Source organism: Streptomyces sp. W1SF4, from assembly GCF_003950035.1.
GTDB lineage: Bacteria > Actinomycetota > Actinomycetes > Streptomycetales > Streptomycetaceae > Streptomyces > Streptomyces racemochromogenes.
Window position 1 is genome coordinate 7022073 of the sequence record NZ_CP034350.1, and the last position, 18922, is coordinate 7040994.

Annotated in this window: 16 protein-coding genes; 11 read left to right on the forward strand and 5 right to left on the reverse strand. The window is 75.0% G+C overall.

Annotation, left to right across the window (positions count from 1 at the left end):
• Nucleotides 1-212: 212 nt before the first annotated feature.
• The 7 genes from D1J60_RS32530 (at nucleotide 213) to D1J60_RS32560 (ending at nucleotide 7731) form a co-directional block, all read left to right on the forward strand.
• On the forward strand, nucleotides 213-794 hold the full coding sequence (locus D1J60_RS32530) for an NADPH-dependent FMN reductase (protein WP_125823583.1): 582 nt from the start codon (nucleotides 213-215) through the stop codon (nucleotides 792-794).
• Nucleotides 794-1408: a serine O-acetyltransferase EpsC gene (gene epsC, locus D1J60_RS32535; protein ID WP_185899856.1), complete on the forward strand. Its 615-nt coding sequence runs from the start codon at nucleotides 794-796 to the stop codon at nucleotides 1406-1408. Before D1J60_RS32530 ends, epsC begins: the two co-directional genes overlap by 1 nt.
• Before the next feature lie 169 nt (nucleotides 1409-1577).
• Nucleotides 1578-2597, forward strand: coding sequence for a cysteine synthase family protein (locus D1J60_RS32540; protein WP_125823584.1), 1020 nt, complete (start codon nucleotides 1578-1580; stop codon nucleotides 2595-2597).
• A 40-nt stretch (nucleotides 2598-2637) separates the two neighbouring features.
• Nucleotides 2638-3957 carry an MFS transporter gene (locus tag D1J60_RS32545; protein WP_125605629.1) on the forward strand — a complete coding sequence of 440 codons (1320 nt, stop codon included), beginning with the start codon at nucleotides 2638-2640 and terminating at the stop codon, nucleotides 3955-3957.
• Nucleotides 3954-5192: an ATP-grasp domain-containing protein gene (locus D1J60_RS32550; RefSeq protein ID WP_125823585.1), complete on the forward strand. Its 1239-nt coding sequence runs from the start codon at nucleotides 3954-3956 to the stop codon at nucleotides 5190-5192. Before D1J60_RS32545 ends, D1J60_RS32550 begins: the two co-directional genes overlap by 4 nt.
• Complete coding sequence (locus D1J60_RS32555) at nucleotides 5189-6481, forward strand: ATP-grasp domain-containing protein (protein ID WP_125823586.1); 1293 nt, start codon at nucleotides 5189-5191, stop codon at nucleotides 6479-6481. The genes D1J60_RS32550 and D1J60_RS32555 overlap by 4 nt, the downstream gene beginning before the upstream one ends.
• Nucleotides 6478-7731: a hypothetical protein gene (locus tag D1J60_RS32560; RefSeq protein ID WP_125823587.1), complete on the forward strand. Its 1254-nt coding sequence runs from the start codon at nucleotides 6478-6480 to the stop codon at nucleotides 7729-7731. The genes D1J60_RS32555 and D1J60_RS32560 overlap by 4 nt, the downstream gene beginning before the upstream one ends.
• A gap of 355 nt (nucleotides 7732-8086) precedes the next feature.
• Here D1J60_RS32560 and D1J60_RS32565 read toward each other — a convergent pair whose 3' ends face one another.
• Nucleotides 8087-8500, reverse strand: coding sequence for a rodlin (locus tag D1J60_RS32565; protein WP_125597194.1), 414 nt, complete (start codon nucleotides 8498-8500; stop codon nucleotides 8087-8089).
• A 267-nt stretch (nucleotides 8501-8767) separates the two neighbouring features.
• Here D1J60_RS32565 and D1J60_RS32570 point away from each other — a divergent pair, with 267 nt between their 5' ends.
• Complete coding sequence (locus tag D1J60_RS32570) at nucleotides 8768-10393, forward strand: hypothetical protein (protein ID WP_125823588.1); 1626 nt, start codon at nucleotides 8768-8770, stop codon at nucleotides 10391-10393.
• A 5-nt stretch (nucleotides 10394-10398) separates the two neighbouring features.
• Complete coding sequence (locus D1J60_RS32575) at nucleotides 10399-12525, forward strand: efflux RND transporter permease subunit (RefSeq protein ID WP_125823589.1); 2127 nt, start codon at nucleotides 10399-10401, stop codon at nucleotides 12523-12525.
• A 65-nt stretch (nucleotides 12526-12590) separates the two neighbouring features.
• On the opposite strand, the gene D1J60_RS32580 is transcribed toward D1J60_RS32575, so the two are convergent.
• The 4 genes from D1J60_RS32580 to dacB all read right to left on the reverse strand — a co-directional run bounded on the left by D1J60_RS32580 (nucleotide 12591) and on the right by dacB (nucleotide 16361).
• Nucleotides 12591-13352, reverse strand: a complete 762-nt coding sequence (locus D1J60_RS32580; RefSeq protein ID WP_125823590.1) for a hypothetical protein — start codon at nucleotides 13350-13352, stop codon at nucleotides 12591-12593.
• A 248-nt stretch (nucleotides 13353-13600) separates the two neighbouring features.
• Entirely contained in the window at nucleotides 13601-14335 is a 735-nt protein-coding gene (locus D1J60_RS32585) for a class I SAM-dependent methyltransferase (RefSeq protein WP_125823591.1), read from the reverse strand.
• A gap of 61 nt (nucleotides 14336-14396) precedes the next feature.
• On the reverse strand, nucleotides 14397-14720 hold the full coding sequence (locus D1J60_RS32590) for a putative quinol monooxygenase (protein ID WP_125823592.1): 324 nt from the start codon (nucleotides 14718-14720) through the stop codon (nucleotides 14397-14399).
• Between the two features lie 24 nt (nucleotides 14721-14744).
• Nucleotides 14745-16361 (reverse strand): D-alanyl-D-alanine carboxypeptidase/D-alanyl-D-alanine-endopeptidase, encoded by a 1617-nt coding sequence (gene dacB / locus D1J60_RS32595; RefSeq protein ID WP_241253485.1) that lies wholly within the window; start codon nucleotides 16359-16361, stop codon nucleotides 14745-14747.
• A gap of 848 nt (nucleotides 16362-17209) precedes the next feature.
• On the opposite strand from dacB, the gene D1J60_RS32600 reads away from it, so the two are divergent.
• Both D1J60_RS32600 and D1J60_RS32605 read left to right on the forward strand, forming a co-directional pair.
• On the forward strand, nucleotides 17210-18157 hold the full coding sequence (locus D1J60_RS32600) for an alpha/beta hydrolase (RefSeq protein ID WP_125823593.1): 948 nt from the start codon (nucleotides 17210-17212) through the stop codon (nucleotides 18155-18157).
• A 9-nt stretch (nucleotides 18158-18166) separates the two neighbouring features.
• Entirely contained in the window at nucleotides 18167-18871 is a 705-nt protein-coding gene (locus D1J60_RS32605; protein WP_241253486.1) for a phosphatase PAP2 family protein, read from the forward strand.
• Nucleotides 18872-18922: the final 51 nt, after the last annotated feature.

The following is an 18922-nucleotide window of genomic DNA, read 5'->3' on the forward strand; positions in this document are numbered from 1 at the left end:
TCCAGCAGCGCATCGGTTCGAGCTGACACGGTTACGACCAGGACGCGGGCCGGACCGTACCGCCGGAGCATCCCGGTGCCCGGCCACGCGCCGACGCTCCCGGAGAACCGCACGGCGCAGCGGCAGGGGCCGGGAGCCCCGAAAACGCAGGAGCGGCTCCCGACCGGTCGAAGGCCCGCCGACCGGAAGGCCGAGGAGAAGGAGTTCCACCCATGAAGATCGTTCTGATATCCGGCAGCACCCGCGGCGACTCGGTGAACACCGCCGTACTCGCCACCGTGCGCCACATCCTCGACGGCCTGCCCGGCGAGCACGAGAGCGTGCTGCTCCCCGTCGGCGAACTGCCCCACTACGAGGCCGAACTGGAGCGCACCGACGGCTCGCCCGCCGTCCGCGCGGCCAAGGAGCTGGTCACCGGCGCCGACGCGCTGTTCATCAGCACCCCCGCCTACAACGACCAGATGCCCGGTGTGCTGAAGAACGCCCTGGACTGGCTCTCCCGCGCCCAGGGCGAGCACCCGAGCCCGCTCACCGGCAAGGTCGCGGCCGTCACCAGCGCCTCCCCCGGAGCGCGCGGCGGCGTCGACGCGCAGCCCGGCCTGACCGGCCTGCTCACCCGCTGCGGCGTGCGGGTCGTCGAACACGAGCCGGTCGCCATCGGCTCCGCGGGCAGCCTCGCCACCGAGGACGGCCGCTACACCGACGCCGGGGTCGTGGCCCGGCTGGAGAGCCTGACCCGGGCCCTGACCGCCGAGTTCGCCGCGGCCGGCGACCGCGTGGAGGTGCTCGTCTGATGGCCTCGTCCTCCACCCCCGGCCTGTTCCAGATCATGAAGGAGGACCTGGAGGTGGTCGTCGCCCGCGACCCCTCCATGCGCAACCGCCGGGAGGCGCTGCTGCACGCGGCGCTGCCCGCGCTGTGGGCCCACCGGATCGCCCACCGGCTGCACCGGCGGGGACACCGGATGATCGCCCGGCTCATCGCCTGGAACGCCCGCCGCAGCACCTCCGTGGAGATCCACCCCGGGGCCGTGCTCGGCCGTCGCGTCTTCATCGACCACGGCGCCGCCGTGGTGATCGGCGAAACCGCCGTCGTCGGGGACGACGTGACCATCTACCACCAGGTGACGCTGGGAGCGGTCGGCTGGTGGAGCGACAACAACCGGCCCGAGGGCGACCGCAGGCACCCGGTGGTGGGCGCCCACGTCGTGCTCGGCACCAACGCGACCGTACTGGGGCCGGTCACCATCGGCTCGCACGCCGTCATCGGCGCCCAGGCACTGGTGAACAAGGACGTCCCCGCGGGCGCCCGGGTGCTCGCCGCCACCGCGGTGATCAAGCCCGTCGGCCGGCGGCCGGAGCCCATGGAGGACCTGTACGCCATGACGGCCTCGGCCGGCTCCTGGTAGCCGCCCCGGCCCCTGCCGCGCGGCACCGCACCGGCCCCCGAACCCGCCCGCCGCGCACCCGCTCCACCCCCGAAGGACGTCCCCCCACACCAGGCCGCACCGGGCCGCGCCGGACCAGCCCCGCCCGTCCGGCCCGCAGCCGCACGAACCGACTTGTGAGGAACCACACGTGCAAAGCCGTGAGACGCGCCGCATCGCAGACAGCATCGCCGACCTGGTCGGCTCGACCCCGCTGATCCGCCTCCGCTTCGACGACGCGGCCCCGGGCGGCGAGGTGCTCGCCAAGCTGGAGGCCGCCAACCCGATGTCCACCAGCAAGGACCGGGCGGCCCTCTACATGCTGCGCGCCGCCGAGGAGCGGGGCGACCTGATGCGCGGCAACGGAACCGTCATCGAGGCCACCTCGGGCAACACCGGCATCTCCCTGGCCGCCCTCTCCGCGGCCCGCGGATACCGCTGCGTCATCGTGTTGCCCGACAGCGCCACCGCCGAACGGGTCGCCCTGCTCAAGGCGCTGGGCGCCGAGGTCGTACAGACCCCCCGCGACGCCGGCTACCCCGGCGCCATCGCCAAGGCCCAGGAGCTGCACGCGGCCACCCCCGGGTCCTGGTTCGCCTGCCAGCACGAGAACGCCGACAACGTCCGCGCCCACTACGAGACCACCGGCCCCGAGATATGGGCCGACACGGCCGGCCGGATCGACGTGCTGGTCTGCGGCGTCGGCACCGGCGGCACCCTCAGCGGCACGGCCAAGTACCTCAAGGAGCAGGACCCGCGGATCCGCGTCGTCGCGGTCGAGCCGGAGAACTCCCCGGTCCTCACCCAGGGCGAGGGCGGCCTGCACCGCATCCCGGGCCTCAACGGCGGCTTCGTCGCCCCCACCACCGACGTCGCGCTGATCGACAACGTCGTGACCGTCTCGGACGAGGACGCCCTGGCCGCCGCACGCTCCCTCGCCCGCCGGCAGGGCGTCTTCGTCGGCGTCTCCTCCGGCGCCGTCGCCCACGCCTGCTCCCGGCTGGCCGCCCACCCGGACTACATCGGCGCCACCATCGTCACGATCCTGCCCGACACCGGCGAGCGCTACCTCAGCCTGTGGAACGAGACCCCCGCGCCCGCCGCCCGCCAGTCGTCCCCCGCCCCCGCGCCGCCGGCCGCCACGGACCAGGTACTGGCCGCGAAGTCCTGACGCCTCCCGCCCGTCCCCCCACCCCTCGAAGGAACCCGGCGTGAATTTCCGTCAGCTCCATCCGAACATCAAGCTGCGGCTCGGCATCGGATTCGTCCAGCGGATGCTCGGCATCATGCTGATGCCGCTGATGGTCATCCACCTCGCCACGCTGTACGGCGCGGCCGCGGCCGGCGCGCTGACCATGGTCGTGGCCGCCGCGGGCATCGCCGCCAACTTCGTCGGGGGCCACCTCGCCGACGTCCACGGCCGCAAGCCGCTGATGGTCGCCGGCGAGGTGGGGGCCACGCTCACCTTCGCCCTGCTCGCCCTGGCCAACTCGCCCTGGTGGCAGTCCGGCGCGGCCACCTTCGTCCTCTTCCTCCTCAACACCGCCCTCGCCGGCGCGGCCACCCCCGCCGCCGAGGCGATGATGATCGACGTCTCCACCCCCGAGAACCGCCAGCTCGTCTACACGGTCAACTACTGGTCGATCAACATGGCGTTCACCGCCGGCGCCCTGATCGGCGGCTTCTTCTACGGGGACCACTTCGCCCTCCTGCTCGCCGGCGCGGCCGCGCTCTCCCTGGCCACCGCCCTCGTCACCTGGTGGCGGATCGCGGAAAGCGCCCCCGAATCCGCCAAGGACCGGGCCTCCGGCGTCCCCGCCATGCTCCGCGGCTACCTCGCCGTCTCCCGCGACCGGGTGTTCCTCCGGCTCGTGGGCGCCGCGGTCCTCACCCGCGCCATCGAGGTCCAGATCGGCTACTACATCGCCGTCCGCCTCGCCGACGACTTCCCCGAGCAGGCACTGGCCGGCCTGGAACACTGGTTCCCCTCCGTGGACGGCGTCGCCATGCTCGGCATCCTGCGCGCCGTCAACACCGTCCTCGTCGTCGGCTTCGCCCTCTTCACCGGCAGCATGTTCCGCCGGCTGTCCGACCGGACCCGCCTCTACGCCGGCATCGCCGTCTTCACCGCCGGCCACATGGTCCTGGCCGTCAGCAACAGCGGCTGGGTCCTGATCGCCGCGGCCGTCGTCTTCACCCTCGGCGAGATCGCGAACGTCCCGGTCAAGCAGGCCATCCTCGCCGACCTGGTGGACCCGGCCGCCCGCACCAAGTACCTCGCCGCCTACGGCCTGGTACCGCGCGTCGGCCTGCTCATCGGCTCGGTGTGCGTGACCGTCGGGGCCTTCCTCTCCCCGGTCGGCATGAGCCTCCTCTACGGCGCCTTCGGCCTCGGCGCCATCCTCGTCTACCGCTCCCTGCTGCCGCTGCGCGCGTCCCGCCGCCCCGCCACGGAGCACGAACCCCAGGCCGCACCGCCGGCCGCCGCCCCGCCGGCACCCGTGCCGGCCCAGAACGGAGCCACGTCATGACCCCGCCCCGCGAGCCCGGCCGCCTCCTGATGGTGATGCCGTACGAGCAGCTCGTACGCAAGGCCGTCGAAGCCGGCTTCGAGGTCTGGTCGGTCTGGGACCCCGCGCTGCGCACGCCCGAATACCTCGCCAAGGTCGCCGCCCACTCCCGGGAACTGGCCCTGGTCGACTTCGGGGACGAGACGGCCCTGCGCGCCCTCGTCGCCGGACTGGCCCGCGAGCACGACGTCCACCACGTCCTGCACCTGGGCAGCGAGGCCACCATGGCCCCCGTGCTCGCCGAGGCCGAGGCCCTCGGGCTGTCACCCAACACCGCCGAATCCGTACGCCTGCTCAACGACAAGCACGCGATGCGCGGCCTGCTCAACGCCCACGGCGTCTCCGCCGTCCGCGCCCGCCGGGCCGAAACCCTCGGCGAGGTCGAGCCGCTGCTCACCGAGTTCGGGCTGCCGGCCGTCGTCAAGCCCACCAACACGGCCGGCAGCCGCGGCATCGCCCTCGTCCGCACCGCCGCCGACCTGGCCGAATGGACCGAGCGGGTCAAGGCGGGCGGCTTCGAGGGCCCCTTCATCATCGAGGACTACCTCGAAGGCCCCGAGTTCAGCGTCGAGACCCTCACCGCCGGCGGCACCCACCACGTCGTCGGCATCACCGCCAAGCAGACCACCGGAGCCCCCGGCTTCGTCGAGACCGGGCACATCCACCCCGCCCCCCTCGACCCCGCCGACGCCGCGGCCATCCGCGACACCGTCACCGCCCTCCTCGACCTCGCCGGCTACGCCTTCGGCCCCGCCCACACCGAGGTCATCCTCACCCCGGCCGGACCGCGCGTCGTCGAGTCCCAGGCCCGCCTCGGCGGCGACCGGATCCCGCTGCTCGTGGAGGTCGCCACCGGCTACGACATCGAGGCGGCCATCTTCCGGGGGCTGGCCGGCGAGGACGTCACCGCCCCCGCACCCCACCGGTACGCGGCCATCGGCTTCTTCCAGCTCCCCGCCGGACGCCTGGAGTCCGTCGACGGCCTCGACGACCTGCGCGCCCGGGACCACGTGCACGGCGTGCACTTCCCGTACGGGCCGGGCGACGTCCTGCCCCGCACCACCGACTCCGGCACCCGCCACGGCTACGCCGTCGTCGACGCACCGACCCCCGCGGCGGCCGCCGACCGGATCGCCGCGGCCCGCACCGCCCTGCGCACCACGACCACCCACACCCCGAAGGAAGCACTGCGATGACCGCCCCCACCGCGCGCGCCGCGGACCGTACCCTGCTGCTCGTCGGCGCCACGGACCAACACCTCCAACGGGCCAAGGCGCTGGGCGTCCGCGTGGTGCTCCTCCAGCACCCCGACAAGATCACCCCGTACCAGACCGGGCTGGCCGACGTCCTCCTGATGGTCGACTACACCGACTGGGACACCGTACGGCCGCTCGCCGAGGCCTCCCGCGAGGTGTGGGGCTTCGACACCGTCGCCTCCCTCACCGAGGCCGGACTCGACATGGCCGCCCGCCTGAACGCCCACTTCGGCTTCCCGGGCACCGGCCCCGAGGCCAGCCGCCGCATGCGCGACAAGTTCCTGATGCGGCAGCACCTCACGGAGCAGGGCAAGCTGTCGATCCACTGGGACCGGGTCACCGACCGCGCCTCCCTCGACGCCTTCGCCGCCCGCGCCGGCTACCCCTTCATCATCAAGCCCACCGACGCCACCGCCGGCTTCGGCCTCATCCGCGTCTCCACCCCCGGGGAACTGGACGCCACCTGGGAGCGGATCCAGGAGCTGCGCGGCCGCCGCACCGACCGCGGCTCGACCCTCTACACGGTCAGCGAGTTCCTGATGGAGTCCTACCTCGACGGGCCCGAGTTCAGCGTGGAGGCCTTCAGCTTCGCCGGACGCCACGTGGTGATCGCCGTGACCGAGAAGCTCGTCGACGACACCCACTTCGCGGAACTCGGCCACGCCCTGCCCGCCCGCCTGGCACCCGGCGCGCACGCCCGCGTCACGGCCGCCGTCGAGGACTTCCTCGACACCATGGGCGTCACCGACGGACCCAGCCACACCGAGCTGCGCCTCGGCTCCCGGGGCCCCGTCGTCATCGAGTCCCACAACCGGGTCGGCGGCGGCCACATCAACGAACTGGTCGAGGCGGCCTACGGCATTGACCTCCTCGGCTACGGCGTCGCCTGGCCGCTCGGCCTCGTCGAGGCGCTCCCGGAGCCCCCGAAGGCCCGGGCCGGCGCCTGCACCCGCTTCGTGCTCCGCGACCCGGGCACGGTCACGGCCGTCTCCGGAGTGGCGGAGGTCGCCGCCCGCCCCGACGTGCTCGCCGTGGAGGTGTCCGTGGCGCCCGGCGACCCGGTGCGCCCGCTGCGGGACAACTGGGACCGGCTCGGCTTCGCCGCCGTCACGGCCGCCGACACCGACGCGGCCATCGCCCTGTGCGAGCGGCTGACCGAGCGGATCCGCATCGACGTGACCCCCGCCGAGGCGCCGGCGGACGCCCTGGACCTGGAGGCCGCCGCGTGACCGCGCTCGTACTGCACCGCTTCCCGCTCGGCCCGTTCCCCTACGACCGCTGGCTCGCGGAACTCGACGGCGGGGTGGTGCTGATCGCCGCCCGCGACCGGATCGAGGGCGCCCGCGAGCAGGTCCCCGACGGCGACGGCGGCTACCGCCGGCTGGTGGTGCTCGACGACTTCGAGGACGAGGAACTCCTCGACCGGACCGCCCTCGAACTGGCCGAGGAGTACCGCGTCACCCACGTCGTCGCCCCCCACGAGGCGGACCTGATGCGCGCGGCCCGGCTGCGCGAGAAGCTCGGCCTGCCCGGGCAGCTCCCCGACGAGGTCCTGCCCTTCCGGGACAAGGCCCTGATGAAGCGGCGGCTGGAGACGGCCGGCATCGAGGTCGCCCCGCACGCCCTGCCCGCCACCGCCGACGACGCGCGCGACTTCGCGGACGAGCACGGACTGCCCCTGGTCTTCAAGGCCCGCGACGGCTTCGGCTCGATCGGGCTGCGGATCGTACGGACCCCCGGGGAACTGGAGGACTACCTGGCAGGGGCCTTCGCGCCGGGCGCGGCCCCGCGCGAGGACCTGCTGGCCGAGGCGTACGTCCCGGGCCGGATGTGCCACGTGGACGGGGTCGTCGTCGGCGGCCGCACCGTGATGGCCTGGCCGTCGCAGTACCAGTACGAGCTGGCCTCCTTCCAAGCCGACCCCGGCGCCCGGGTGGACCTGACCCTGGACCCCTCCGACCCGCTGACCCCACGTCTGCTGGAGCTGGCCGACACCGCGCTCGCGGCCCTCGGCGGCCCGGCGGACTACACCTTCCACGCCGAGGTCTTCCACACCCCCGACGACCGCCTCGTCGTCTGCGAGGTCGCCTCCCGCCCGGCCGGTGCCCGGATCCGCGAGGTCCTGGACGCCGTGTTCGAGGTGCACCCGGTGGAGCTGGCGACGCGGGCCCAGACGGGACTGCGGCTGCCCGTCGTGGCCAGGCTCGCCGACGGCGCCCGGCTGGAACCCGTCCGCATGGCCGGACAGGTCCTGATGATGAAGCGGCCCGGCACCGTACGCGGCATCCCGGTCACCCCGGAAGAGCCCTGGGTGCGGTACTACGGCGTCTACGCGGAGCCGGGCGAGGTCCTCGGGGAGGCGGCCCTCTCCTCGGACTTCCTCGCGGCGGCGGTGCTGTCGGCGCCGACCCGGGAGCAGTGCGAGCGCCGACTGCGGGCCCTGGGCGCCCGGTTCGAGGCGGAGATCGTGATCGACTGACCGACAGGGTTCCGAGCAGCCGGCCCGTGCGCCGACCTGCGGAGATGGGCTATAGTCGCTCTCGAGCCCGCCGCCGCGGAACACGGCGAACGGGACGATGCGTTGGTGGTCCAAGGAAAGACACCCCACTTCCCGTGGGGGAATGCAGGTGCAAGGCCTGCCCAGCGCTCGAACGAAGGCCCCGGCCTCCTCACGGAGACCGGGGCCTTCTGCATACGCCCCGCGGGTGGTGCCGCCGTTCTCGGCACGGAACCCGGTGCCCTCGACGACGCTCCGGGCCCCGCGGACGCCGAGGGGCCGGCCGGGGACGTTCGTGCGGACGTCCCCGGCCGGCCCGCTCAGCGGCGGCCGGTGATCAGCTGCCCGCGGAGAGGTTGCCGGAGAGGACCGGGATGTTGCTCAGGATGTGGGAGAGCGGCTCGTCGCCCTTGGCCTGGGTGGAGTTCTCGGTGCACTGCTGGTTCTGCGGGTTGGCGAGGACGTTGATGTCCTGGACGCCGACGTTCGCGATGAGGGCGAGTACCGACTGCGCGTTGACCTTGACCGGCAGGCCGATGCAGGGCTTGTTCAGGGTGCCCTGGACGACGCTGAGCTGCGGGCTCTGGTCACCGGTGGTCTTCTGGTTGCCGTAGATCTGCTGCGCGCCGTTGCCGTTGACGGTGTTGATCCCGTTGTCGTTGCCGATGGCCATGGCCGGGGCGGCGACGGCGGCACCCGCGCCGACGGCGGCGGCGGTGGCTGCTGCGGTGACCATCATCTTCTTCAGCATTCGAGAACTTTCCTTCGCTGTAGCCGAAACGAGCCCCGGATGGGGGAGTTCGTGCTGGTAACGGGAGCGCGGCCGGGTACGTGGCGGTGGGTCACCCGAATGGCAGAGCGCCGGTACACCGGACCCCGGCGGCCAGGACGCCGACCGGGTGCCCGGTGGCCGGAACACCGCCACACCGGCCGCCGCCCGTCGTTGGACGATGCGGTCCCGCCCGGGCGCCGCCCCCACCCCGCCCGCCCCGACGCGCAGCCTCGACCGGAGCCGCCCATGACCGCTGTCGCCCTGACCCGGCGGGCACCGGCAGCCCTCCCCCTCCCCTTGAGGGTCCCGCTGGCCGCGACCGGCTGCGCGCTGCCGCTGTACGCCGTGTGGGCGGCCGTCCTCGCCACCGGCGGAGGGGACCTCGCGGCCCAGACGGCCTGGGCTGACTTCGCCGCCCGCCACCCCGGCTCCGCCTACGACCTCGCCTGGCACGGCGGGCTGCACACCGCCGCCTACAGCCTCGTCTCCCCGTACGCCATGGCCCTCTTCGGCGTGGTACCCGTGACCGTGGCGGCGGGCCTGACCGCCACCTGGCTCGCCGCGCTGCTGTGCGTACGCGGCGGGGGCCGGGCGCCGGAACGGCCCGCGCTGGCCGCGGCCCTCGCCCTGTGGTGCCATGTGGCCTCCGGGCGCACGACCTTCGTCCTGGGCGTGGCGTTCGGCCTCGCGGCCCTGCTGAGCGCCCTGCCCCGGGGGCCCGGCGGTAGCGGCGGGCGGCTCGCCGCCCCCGCGCTCTGCGCGGCCCTCTGCACCATGGCCAGCCCCGTCGCGGGTCTCTTCCTCGCGCTGACCGGCGCCGCACTGCCGCCCGCGCCCCGGCGCCGGGCCGCCGTGGCCGCCGCCCTGTCCGTACCGCCCTGCGCCGTCCTCGCCCTGACGGCCCGCCTCTTCCCCTTCCAGGGCGAGCAGCCCATGCCCCCGGAGCGGATCTGGCCCCCGCTGCTGGCGGCGCTGGCCGTCCTCGCGGCGGCGCCGCCCGCCTGGCTGTGGGTCAGACGCGCCGCAGGCCTGTACGCGGCCGCCGTCCTGCTCGCCTACGCCGTCCCGTCCCCGATGGGCACCAACGTCGAACGGCTCGCCGGTCTCGCCGCACCCGCACTCCTGCTCGCCGCCGCCGCGACGGCGACCGGCCGCGTACGCCGCGCCGCGGCCGGGGCCGGGCTCGCCCTCTGCCTGCTCTGGGTGGGCGGGAACACGGCCGCCCACCTGGGCGACACCGTCCGGGTCCCCGCCTGGGCCGCCGAGACCGACGGGGTCCTCGCGGAACTCGGCCGCCTCGGCGCCGACCGCACCCGGGTGGAGGCCGTCATGGCGCGCAGCCACCGCGAGGCCGCCGTCCTCGCCCCGTACGTCACCCTGGCGCGCGGCTGGAACCGGCAGGCGGACGTGGAACGCGGCCGCCTCTTCTACCGGGACGGCGGCCTCACCCCCGCCGCCTACCGGGCCTGGCTCGACCGGTGGGCCGTGGGCCTCGTCGTCGTCCACGACGGCCCGCCCGACGCCGCCTCCGAGGCCGAACGCGCCCTCGTCGCCGACCGGCCCGCCTACCTGGAGCCGGTGTGGCAGGACCGCAACTGGCGTATCTACCGCGTCCGGGACGCCGTCCCCCTCGTCGACCCGCCGGCCCGCGTACGGAGCTCCGACGCGGCCGCGATCACCGTCCGGGTGCCCCGCCCCGGCACGGTGACCGTGCGGATCGTCGACTCGCCCTGGCTGACGGCGGACGCCGGATGCCTCGAACCGATGCGGGACGCCCGCGGCGACCGCTTCGTCCGGCTGACCGTACGGCGGCCGGGTGACGTCACCATCGGCTCCGCCTACCTCTCCGAAGGCCGCCGATGCGCACCCTGAGGGCGATGCCCGCACGCCTCGCCCTGCTCTGCGTGCGCCGCCACCTCCTCGTCCTGCTGCTGTGGCTGCTGCTCCTGGCAGCCGGAGCGGCCGCCGCCGGACCCGTGATGGACGGCCTGGACCGGCGGCCCTGGAGCGTGGCCGCGCACGAGTCGGTGCGGGGTAACCGGCTCCTGGACGGCGTCCGCGCGTACGGCGGCCAGATCGACGCCGTGGTGTCCGGCGTGCCGGTGTCCGACCCCGCCCTCACGCGGGAACTGGCCGCCGCCCGCCGGGACCTGGCCGCCGTCCCCGGCGTACACGGCGTCACCCCCCTCACCGCAGCGGCGTACGCCGCCGACCGCCGGGCCGTCCTGCTCTCCGTACGGCTGGACCGGACCCCGGCCGGGCAGGACCGGCGGCGCTGCGAGCGGGCCGTGGAAGCCCGGCTGCGCGCCGTCCACGGGGCCGTGCCCGGCGCCGCGGTGACCCTCGGCGGAAGCGACCGGGCCCGCGCCGAGGTGGCGCGGCGGTCCCTGGCCGACACCCGGCGCGCCGAACTGATCACCCTGCCCGTCACCCTGGTGGTGGTGTACCTCCTCTTCGGCGGCCTCGTCGCGGCTGCCGTGCCCCTGGTCGCGGCCGTCGCCACCGTCGGCACCGGGATGCTCTGGCTCCTGCTGCTGTCGCGCTGCTACGACCTCACCTCCCCGGTGCTGTCCACCACCACGATGCTCGGCCTTGGCCTGGCCGTGGACTACTCCCTGCTCACGGTCGGCCGGTTCCGGGAGGAACGCGCCGCGGGCCACGACGTCCCGGAGGCGGTGGTGCGGACCATGGGCAGCGCGGGCCGCTCGGTCCTGTTCGCCGCACTGGTCGTCGCCGCCGCCCTCAGCGGGCTGGCCGCCTTCCCCAGCGACTTCTACGCCTCCCTCGGCCTGGCCGCCGCGGGCACCGTGCTGCTGTCGCTCGCCGCCGCGGTCACCCTCACCCCGGCGCTGCTCGTGGCGTGCGGCGGGCGGATCGGGGCCCGCGCCCGCCGCGAGCCCGACGAGGGCGCGTTCGCCGCGCTGGCCCGCTGGACCCGCCGCCGGGCCCCCGCCGTCGCGGTGGGCGTCGGGGTCCTGCTGCTGGCGGCGGCCGCGCCCTTCCTGCGCGTCCACCTCGTCAGCCCGGTCGGCGAACTGCAGCTGCCGCCGGGCACCGAGGCCCGGCGCTTCGCCGACCTGGTCACCGACCGGTTCCCCCAGCACCGGCCCGACGCCGTGGTGGTCGTGGCCCGCACCGGCCCGGCCCGGCTCACGGCCTGGGCGGAGCGCTTCGCGGACGCCCCGCAGGTGCAGCGGCTCGAACCCGCCACCGCGGCGGGCCCGGGGGTCGCCGTCGTGCGCCTCGTACCGGTGCCCGACGAGGACGCGGCCACCGCCACCCGCCTCGTGGAACGGCTCCGCGCGGACCGCCCCGCCGACTTCCCCGTGTGGGTGACCGGACGGGCCGCGCTCGACGCCGACTTCAGGGCCGAGGTCGTCGGGAACGCGCCCCGGGCCGCCGCCCTGATCGCCCTGACCAGCTACGTCCTGCTGCTGGCGATGACCGGCTCCGTGCTCCTGCCGCTCAAGGCGATCGTGATGAACACCCTGTCCCTCGGCGCCTCGTTCGGCGCGCTCGTCCTGGTCTTCCAGGACGGCTGGGGCGCCGGGCCGCTGGGCGTCCACACCCTGGGCGGGCTGGGCTACTGGCTGCCGGTCGTCGTGTTCGCCCTGGCCTTCGGGCTGTCCATGGACTACGAGGTGTTCCTCCTCTCCCGCATCCAGGAGGCGTACCGCGCCGGAGCCGGCAACGACCTCGCCGTCGAGGCGGGCGTACAGCGCTCCGCCCGGATCATCAGCTCCTCGGCGCTGCTGATGTGCATCGTCTTCACGGGCTTCGCGACGGGGGAGGTGCTCGTGATGAAGCAGCTGGCTACCGCCCTGACCCTGGTCGTCGTGGTCGACGCCACCCTCGTGCGCTGCCTCCTCGTGCCCGCGACGATGACCCTCCTCGGCCGCGCCAACTGGTGGGGCCCCCGCCCGTTCCGCCGCCCGCGCCCGGCCCCGCGGGAGGCCGGTGGCCCGGCCGCCCGCCCCACGGAGTCCGCCGTCACCACCAGCTGACGGCCTTTCCGCCGCTCCGCCCGGTACCCGCGCCGACGCCGGCCCCGCATGGTTCTGGCCCGGGGTCAGCCGTGCAGCTTCCACGGCGTCGGCCCGTCGCCGTGGTAGTGGCCGTACCCCACCTCGTCCATCGGGCAGGGCCGCAACCCGTCCACCGTCCGGGGATCGCCCGCCAGGAAGGCCCGTACGATCCGGCCGGCCTGACGGGCGGGGTCCTCGTCGGTGACCGGCGCCATCATGGCGAACTCCTCGGCGCGCCCGTACCGGCCCTGCGTATCCCGCTCCTCGCGGAAGAAGTAGAGCAGGACCTGCCCGGGGTGCTTCGGGTCCGTCCACACGTGGCCGAGCTCGCACGACCACCGCTCCAGCCACCCGGTCTGCCCGCGCAGCCCGTCGAGCACCAGTCGCGAGACCGTCTGTGCCGGCCACTCCCATCCGCCGTCCCGGCGGGCCCGCTCCAGCTCGGCGTCGTACTGGGCGGCGTCGAAGCGGTACTCGGGGAGCGCCTGGATCCCCGCCTCGGCGGACTCCCAGCTCCACACGACGATGTCGCCGTCGCGCCGCAGCGTCAGGTACAGCAGGTCGTGGCAGCCGCACGCCTTGGAGGCGAACTCCACCCAGTGGGCCCCCTCACCCACCGACAAGGGGCCGTCGGGCACCAGCCAGTCCCGGGGATCGCCGCACTGGACCCCGTGGTCCTCCTGCCCGAAGGCCGCCTCGATCACGTCCACCCCGTCGACCAGCGGGCGGACCTCCAGGTACTCGTACGGCCCGAACGCCGGGTCGTTCCGGACGGACAGGCGCAGAACGTTCAATTCCTCGGTCATCGGGACAGGCTGACCTCCCGCCGGCCGCGGTGTCACCCGGTTTTGGCGCCCGTCCGCGTGCCGTATAGTTGATCTCGAGCCCGCCGCCGCGGAACACGGCGACCGGGACGATGCGTTGGTGGTCCAAGGAAAGACACCCCACTTCCCGTGGGGGAATGCAGGTGCAAGGCCTGCCCAGCGCTCGAACGAAGGCCCCGGCCTCCTCACGGAGACCGGGGCCTTCTGCTTCACCGCGAACGGGAGCAGGGCTACCGGCGTACCGCCATGTCGAGCCTGACCGTGTAGTGCTCCCGCAGCCGGCCGTCCGGGAAGAGGGCGAGCAGGCGGGCGCGTTCGGCTTCGAGGAAGGTGTCCGTACCGGGCTCTGCCACCAGGAAGAGCGAGTGCGTGGAGAGCTTGCCGAGGTGCGCCTCGACGGAGACGGGCCGGGACCAGCGCAGCCGGCGCGTGGTGAAGTCCAGGCCGGGCAGGGGACGGGCCGGCTCGTTGACGTACCAGCCGGGGCCGAAGTGCTTCTCGATGCGCGCCTGCTGGTCGGCGATCCACTCCACGTCCGTGTCGGGGTCGTTGGACCAGACGGCCAGCGCGCCCCCGGGCCGCAGGACGCGCAGGGCCTCGGGGCCGGCGAGGGCCGGGTCCGTCCAGTGCCAGGACTGCGCGTAGGTCAGCAGGTCGGTGCCCTCCGTGGCCAGCGGCAGCCGGTCGCCGTCCCCGCGCACGAGGGCGATCCCCGGATTGCGGCGACGGAACTCGGCGGCCATGCCCTCCGAGGGCTCCACCGCCACCACCCGGGCCCCGCGGGCGTGCAGGAGCGCGCTCGCGATGCCGGTGCCCGCGCCGACGTCCGCGACGCGGGCACCGGCCAGCGGGAACCCGGCCAGCTCCTCGACGGTGTCGAAGAGCGCGGCCGGATAGGAGGGCCGGTGCGCGGCGTAGCGGGCCGCCGCGGAACCGAACGAACGAGCACGGGATCCGGTCGTCATACCGTCCATCATGGACGCCCGGTCAAGGGCACCCGGCCCACCGGCCCACCGGCCCAGCGGCTCAGTCGATCCGGAGCTCCCCCATCCGGCTCCAGCCGGTGGCGCCGGCGATGGTGGTGCTGACGATGTCGGGCGTACGGGCGACCAGCGGACGCATGGTCTCCAGGGCCTTGGTGAAGTGCTCGGAGGTGACGTGGGCTTCGGCCGCGTCGTCCTGGAACGCCTCGACCAGGACGTACGTGTCCGGCTCCTCCAGGCTGCGGGACCACTCGAACCAGAGGTTGCCCGGTTCGGCGCGGGTGGCGCGGGTGAACTCCGCGACCTTCTCCGGCCACTGGTCCACGTATTCGGGCTTGACGGCGAATTTCACCACAATGAAGATCATTCAGCCATTGTAGGCACGGGCCTGTCAGGAGCCCTCCTGGAGGTAGGCGGCGATCAGGGCCAGGTCGTTGGCGATGCCCACCACGTCCTCCGGGTCGGCGGTCGGCGTCATCGCGCCCGTGACGCCCGCGTAGAAGGTGTCGAAGCGCCCGCCGCCCTTGTCCAGGTAGCCGGCGATGGTGATGGCCCCCACCGACAGCCTGTCGTTGAGGAGGTCGCCGCCGACGGCCGCGCCGGTCTTCGCGAACACCTTGCCGCGCGCGGGACAGTCACGGCAGTTCTGCGCGAGCAGCCCGTCGACCCCGAGGACGGGCAGCGCCTCCCGGAACCGCCGCGCGTCCGGCGTGCCCTGCCAGTACGCCAGCATCTGCACCAGCGCCCGGGGCGTGACCCGGTCGGCCGGATTGCCGCCCCGGCCGTCCATCAGGGCCACCTGCTCGCGGTCGACGCCCGCCCGGTCCAGGAAGGCGGCGAGCACCGGGAAGCCCGCGGCGCACTGCCGGCTGCCGGTGGTGACGGCCAGCAGGCAGACGTCCAGGTTGGCGCCGAGGTTGTGACTGACCTTCAGGATCAGCTTCGCGTACTGCTCGTACGGGGGAGAGGTGTACGCGGCCACGCGCGGCCGGCCCGCGTAGTCGCGCGGCAGCCGGGCCACCGGATTGGGCCCGGTGGCGCCGGCGGTGACCTCCACGCCGGCCCGGCCCAGCGCCTCGATCAGCGCCGTCCGGCCGAACGCGGCCGGGTCCGTGACCGGGGCGGTGCGCAGCAGCGGCCGGGCGTCCGCGGCGATGGTGCCGGACAGCCGGATGCGGGTGCCGCCGTCGGAGGCCGTCACCGTGATGTCCGTCGGCTTCCCGGCGGCGACGGTCCTCACCGTGGACGTGACCTCGTACGGGGCGACCTTGGGCCGCCATTCCAGCCGGGCGGCGGCGCCCGCGCGGTCGCCCGGGGTGGTCAGCAGGTCGACGAGGTTGTCGTTGACGATCAGGGGGGTCGGTACCGGGTCGAGGCCCGGGTCGGGGGCGAAGAGCCGGCTGTCGACGATCACGTCGCCCTCGACGCGGGTGATGCCCGCCGCGCGGACCTGCCGGGCGAGCTCGTCGATCCCGGCGAGGGGGTTCTCCGGGGTGAGGGTGGCACCCGGGAAGTCGTTGGCGTAGGTGTGGTCGAGGTCGGTGTACGCGACCGTCCCGTCGGGCCGGGTCCGGCCGCCCAGGGTGAGGTCGCCCTGCGCGACGAGGTCGAGGTCGCCGGTCAGGGTGGATCCGGCGCGCCGGCCGACCGCGTAGAGGGGCGTCACGAAGCGGTGGTCCGGGCCGAGGGTCTGCCAGGTGGCGGAGACGGGGAACAGCTTCGCCGTGGACCCCGGTATGAAGAACTGACCCGGGAACATGCTGTGCAGCACCCGGCCGTCACCCGGTTCCGTCTGCAGCAGCCCCCACTGCGCGTGGCGGTACTCCGGTTTGCCCATGATCTCCGTGATGCGGGGGTCGAGGCCGGCCCCGGTGGCCTCCGGCGGGGGCACCGGCGACGGAGAGGGGGCAGCACGGGCGCCCGTACCGCAGGTGAGCGCCAGCAGCAGGGCGGCGCAGCAGCCGGCCGTCCGGCGCCGCAGCGCCACGGGCAGGATCGCAGTTCCCACGGCGCGCTCCGTTCGTCGCGGCCGCCTTCCCCGGCGGCCCGAGCCCCGTCAACAGCGTGCCACGCCCCTCTGGGCCCCGCACGTCACCCGTTCGCCGCAGCGGCCCGCCCCTCCGGGCCCCGCACGTCACCCGTTCGCCGCAGCGGCCCGCCCCTCTGGACCCCGCACGTCACCCGTTCGCCGCAGCCGCAGCCGCAGCCGCAGCCGCAGCCGCAGCCGCAGCCGCAGCGGCAGCGGCCCCGCCCCCGGCCCGAACCGCCGCCGGCGCCCCGCCCGCCTCCCGGCGCATCAGGGCCCGCAGCTCGGCGGCGACGCCGAGCCCGCTGTGCCGCCCGCTCGGTCAGCCGGCGCACCAGGGCGAGCCGTTACCCCGTGAGCCAGGCCGGCGGCGTCGTTCCCAGCTGTGCCCGTAACCGGCGGTGCGGGCCGACCGCCGCGGGCGCGGCGAGGCCGGCGACCGTGCTTGGCGCGCCCGGCTCCGTCAGGGTCGGTGGGGGGAGGATCAGGGTGTCCGCCGTGTCGGCCGCCTCGAGCCCGGCCACCGCCATGAGCGTGAAGAACCCGCCGCCCCTCATGCGTGCGCGGCTCTTCCTGTTCCCCGGCGGAGCGCTTCGCGTCTCCCCGCGCGGGCCCGGCGGGCAGCGCACGTCGCACTCTGCGCGGGCCGCCTGTGACCGCCCCCAGGGCGCGGAGCGCAGGCCGCACGCGCCGTCGTCCTCCCGCTCGAACCCGGCGGGAAACCGCCCGCACCAGTCGTCTTGTGGCCCCGGGCAGGGCTGGCTACAGTCCGCTGTTACACGTGTAACTCGGCAGGAGTCACGTGCAGCTCTCCGCGTGAAAGGGCCGCAATGACGCATTCGCTCCCGGTCGAGCCCGACCTGACCTGGCCGCCCCCTCCCTTCCTGGCGCCCGTAGCGCCCGTGGTCGCCGAGGACGGCGTACGCCGCTTCGACGGGGTCACCTACGCCACCCGGCCGGGCTACCGGCCGCGCCTGCTGGACGTCCAGGTGCCCGCCACCGCCCGGGGCCCCGTCCCGGCCGTGGTCTGGATCCACGGCGGCGGCTGGCTGGAGGGCGACCGGCGCTACCCGCCGCCGACCGTCCCTGCCGCGCTGCTGCACGGCGCGGTGCTGGCGGCCGGGCTCGCCCTGGTCTCCATCGACTACCGGCACAGCCTCGAAGCACCCTTCCCGGCGCAGCTGCACGACGTGAAGGCCGCCATCCGCTACGTCCGGAAGTTCGCCGGCGCCTTCGGCGTCGACCCGGACCGCATCGCGGTCTGGGGCGAGTCCGCGGGCGGCCACCTCGCCGCCCTCGCGGGCCTGACCGGCCCTCACACCCCCGGCGCCGCCGCCCTGGAGGGCACCGAGGGCGTCGGCGCCGGCGACACCTCGGTACGGGCCGTCGTCGACTGGTACGGCGTCTGCGATCTGCTCGCCCTGCGCGGGCACCCCATGCCGCCGATGCCGCCGGGTGTGCAGTCCCCGGACCCGTACGAGGCGCTGCTCGGCGGTACCGAGGAGGAGCGGCCGGCGCTGGCCCGCGCCGCGAGCCCGGTCGCGTACGCCGCCGACGGACACGGCGCGCCGCCGCCGTTCCTGCTGGTCCACGGTACCCGGGACGGCCTGGTCCCCTACAGCCAGAGCGAGGCGCTCGACGCGGCGCTCCGCGCGGTCGGCGGGGAATGCGAACTGGAGCCGGTGGAGGACGCCGACCACATCTTCCTCGGCGTCCCGGACGTGGCCCCGATCGTGGCCCGCAGCGTGGCCTTCCTCGCCCGCCACCTGGACGCCTGAGCCGCGCCCGTGAGCGAGAGACCCGTTCCCGGGCACCGCACGGCCGGCGTGCTGCCGCTCGGCCTGCTGCTGGCCGGGGCCGCCGTCCTGGTGACGGCGGTCGTCCGCGCCGACCCCGCCCGCCCGCCGTTCCAGGGCGCCGACCAACGCTGGCTCGACCTGATGGGCGGGCCGCACCGGGGCGTTCCCGCCGCCGCGGCGGCGTTCCTGAACTGGTTCGGGGGGCCGGCGGGCGTCATCGTACCGCTCGGCCTGCTGGCCTTCCTGCTGGTGCGCGGGCGCTGGTGGTCGGCCTGCTGCCTGCTCGCCGCCTACCTCGGGGCCAACCTGCTCGTCGTCCAGACCCTCAAGCACCTGGTGGACCGGCCGCGCCCGGAGAACCCGCTGGTCCGCGTCGACCACGGCTCCTTCCCCTCCGGCCACGGGGCCGCGGCGGCGGCGCTCGTGGTGCTGGCCGGCGCGCTGCTCGTGCCGGCGGCGCGGCGTCGGGCCTGGTGGTGCGCGGGGACGCTGTTCACGCTGGCCATGATGTGGAGCCGTACGTGGCTGCACGCGCACTGGCTCAGCGACACCGTCGCCGGGGCGCTGGCGGGGGCCGCGGCCGCGCTGCTGGTGTGGCGCGCCTTCATGCCCGTACTCGCCCGGGAGGGGCGTGGCTCCGTACGGTCCGAGGGGGTGCCGCGGAGAGTGCCGCCGCAGGCCGCCGGAGGCTGAGGCCGGGGCGGGCGCGGCCGGGAGGCCCCGGGGGGATCCTCCCGGCCGCCG

Bases quoted from the DNA above. Each gene is read 5' to 3' on its own strand.
- D1J60_RS32530 (WP_125823583.1), top strand. From the start codon at position 213: ATGAAGATCGTTCTGATATCCGGCAGCACCCGCGGCGACTCGGTGAAC.
- D1J60_RS32555 (WP_125823586.1), top strand. From the start codon at position 5,189: ATGACCGCCCCCACCGCGCGCGCCGCGGACCGTACCCTGCTGCTCGTC.
- D1J60_RS32590 (WP_125823592.1), bottom strand. From the start codon at position 14,720: ATGATCTTCATTGTGGTGAAATTCGCCGTCAAGCCCGAATACGTGGAC.
- D1J60_RS32585 (WP_125823591.1), bottom strand. From the start codon at position 14,335: ATGACGACCGGATCCCGTGCTCGTTCGTTCGGTTCCGCGGCGGCCCGC.
- D1J60_RS32570 (WP_125823588.1), top strand. From the start codon at position 8,768: ATGACCGCTGTCGCCCTGACCCGGCGGGCACCGGCAGCCCTCCCCCTC.
- epsC (WP_185899856.1), top strand. From the start codon at position 794: ATGGCCTCGTCCTCCACCCCCGGCCTGTTCCAGATCATGAAGGAGGAC.
- D1J60_RS32580 (WP_125823590.1), bottom strand. From the start codon at position 13,352: ATGACCGAGGAATTGAACGTTCTGCGCCTGTCCGTCCGGAACGACCCG.
- D1J60_RS32550 (WP_125823585.1), top strand. From the start codon at position 3,954: ATGACCCCGCCCCGCGAGCCCGGCCGCCTCCTGATGGTGATGCCGTAC.
- D1J60_RS32575 (WP_125823589.1), top strand. From the start codon at position 10,399: ATGCCCGCACGCCTCGCCCTGCTCTGCGTGCGCCGCCACCTCCTCGTC.
- D1J60_RS32600 (WP_125823593.1), top strand. From the start codon at position 17,210: ATGACGCATTCGCTCCCGGTCGAGCCCGACCTGACCTGGCCGCCCCCT.
- D1J60_RS32565 (WP_125597194.1), bottom strand. From the start codon at position 8,500: ATGCTGAAGAAGATGATGGTCACCGCAGCAGCCACCGCCGCCGCCGTC.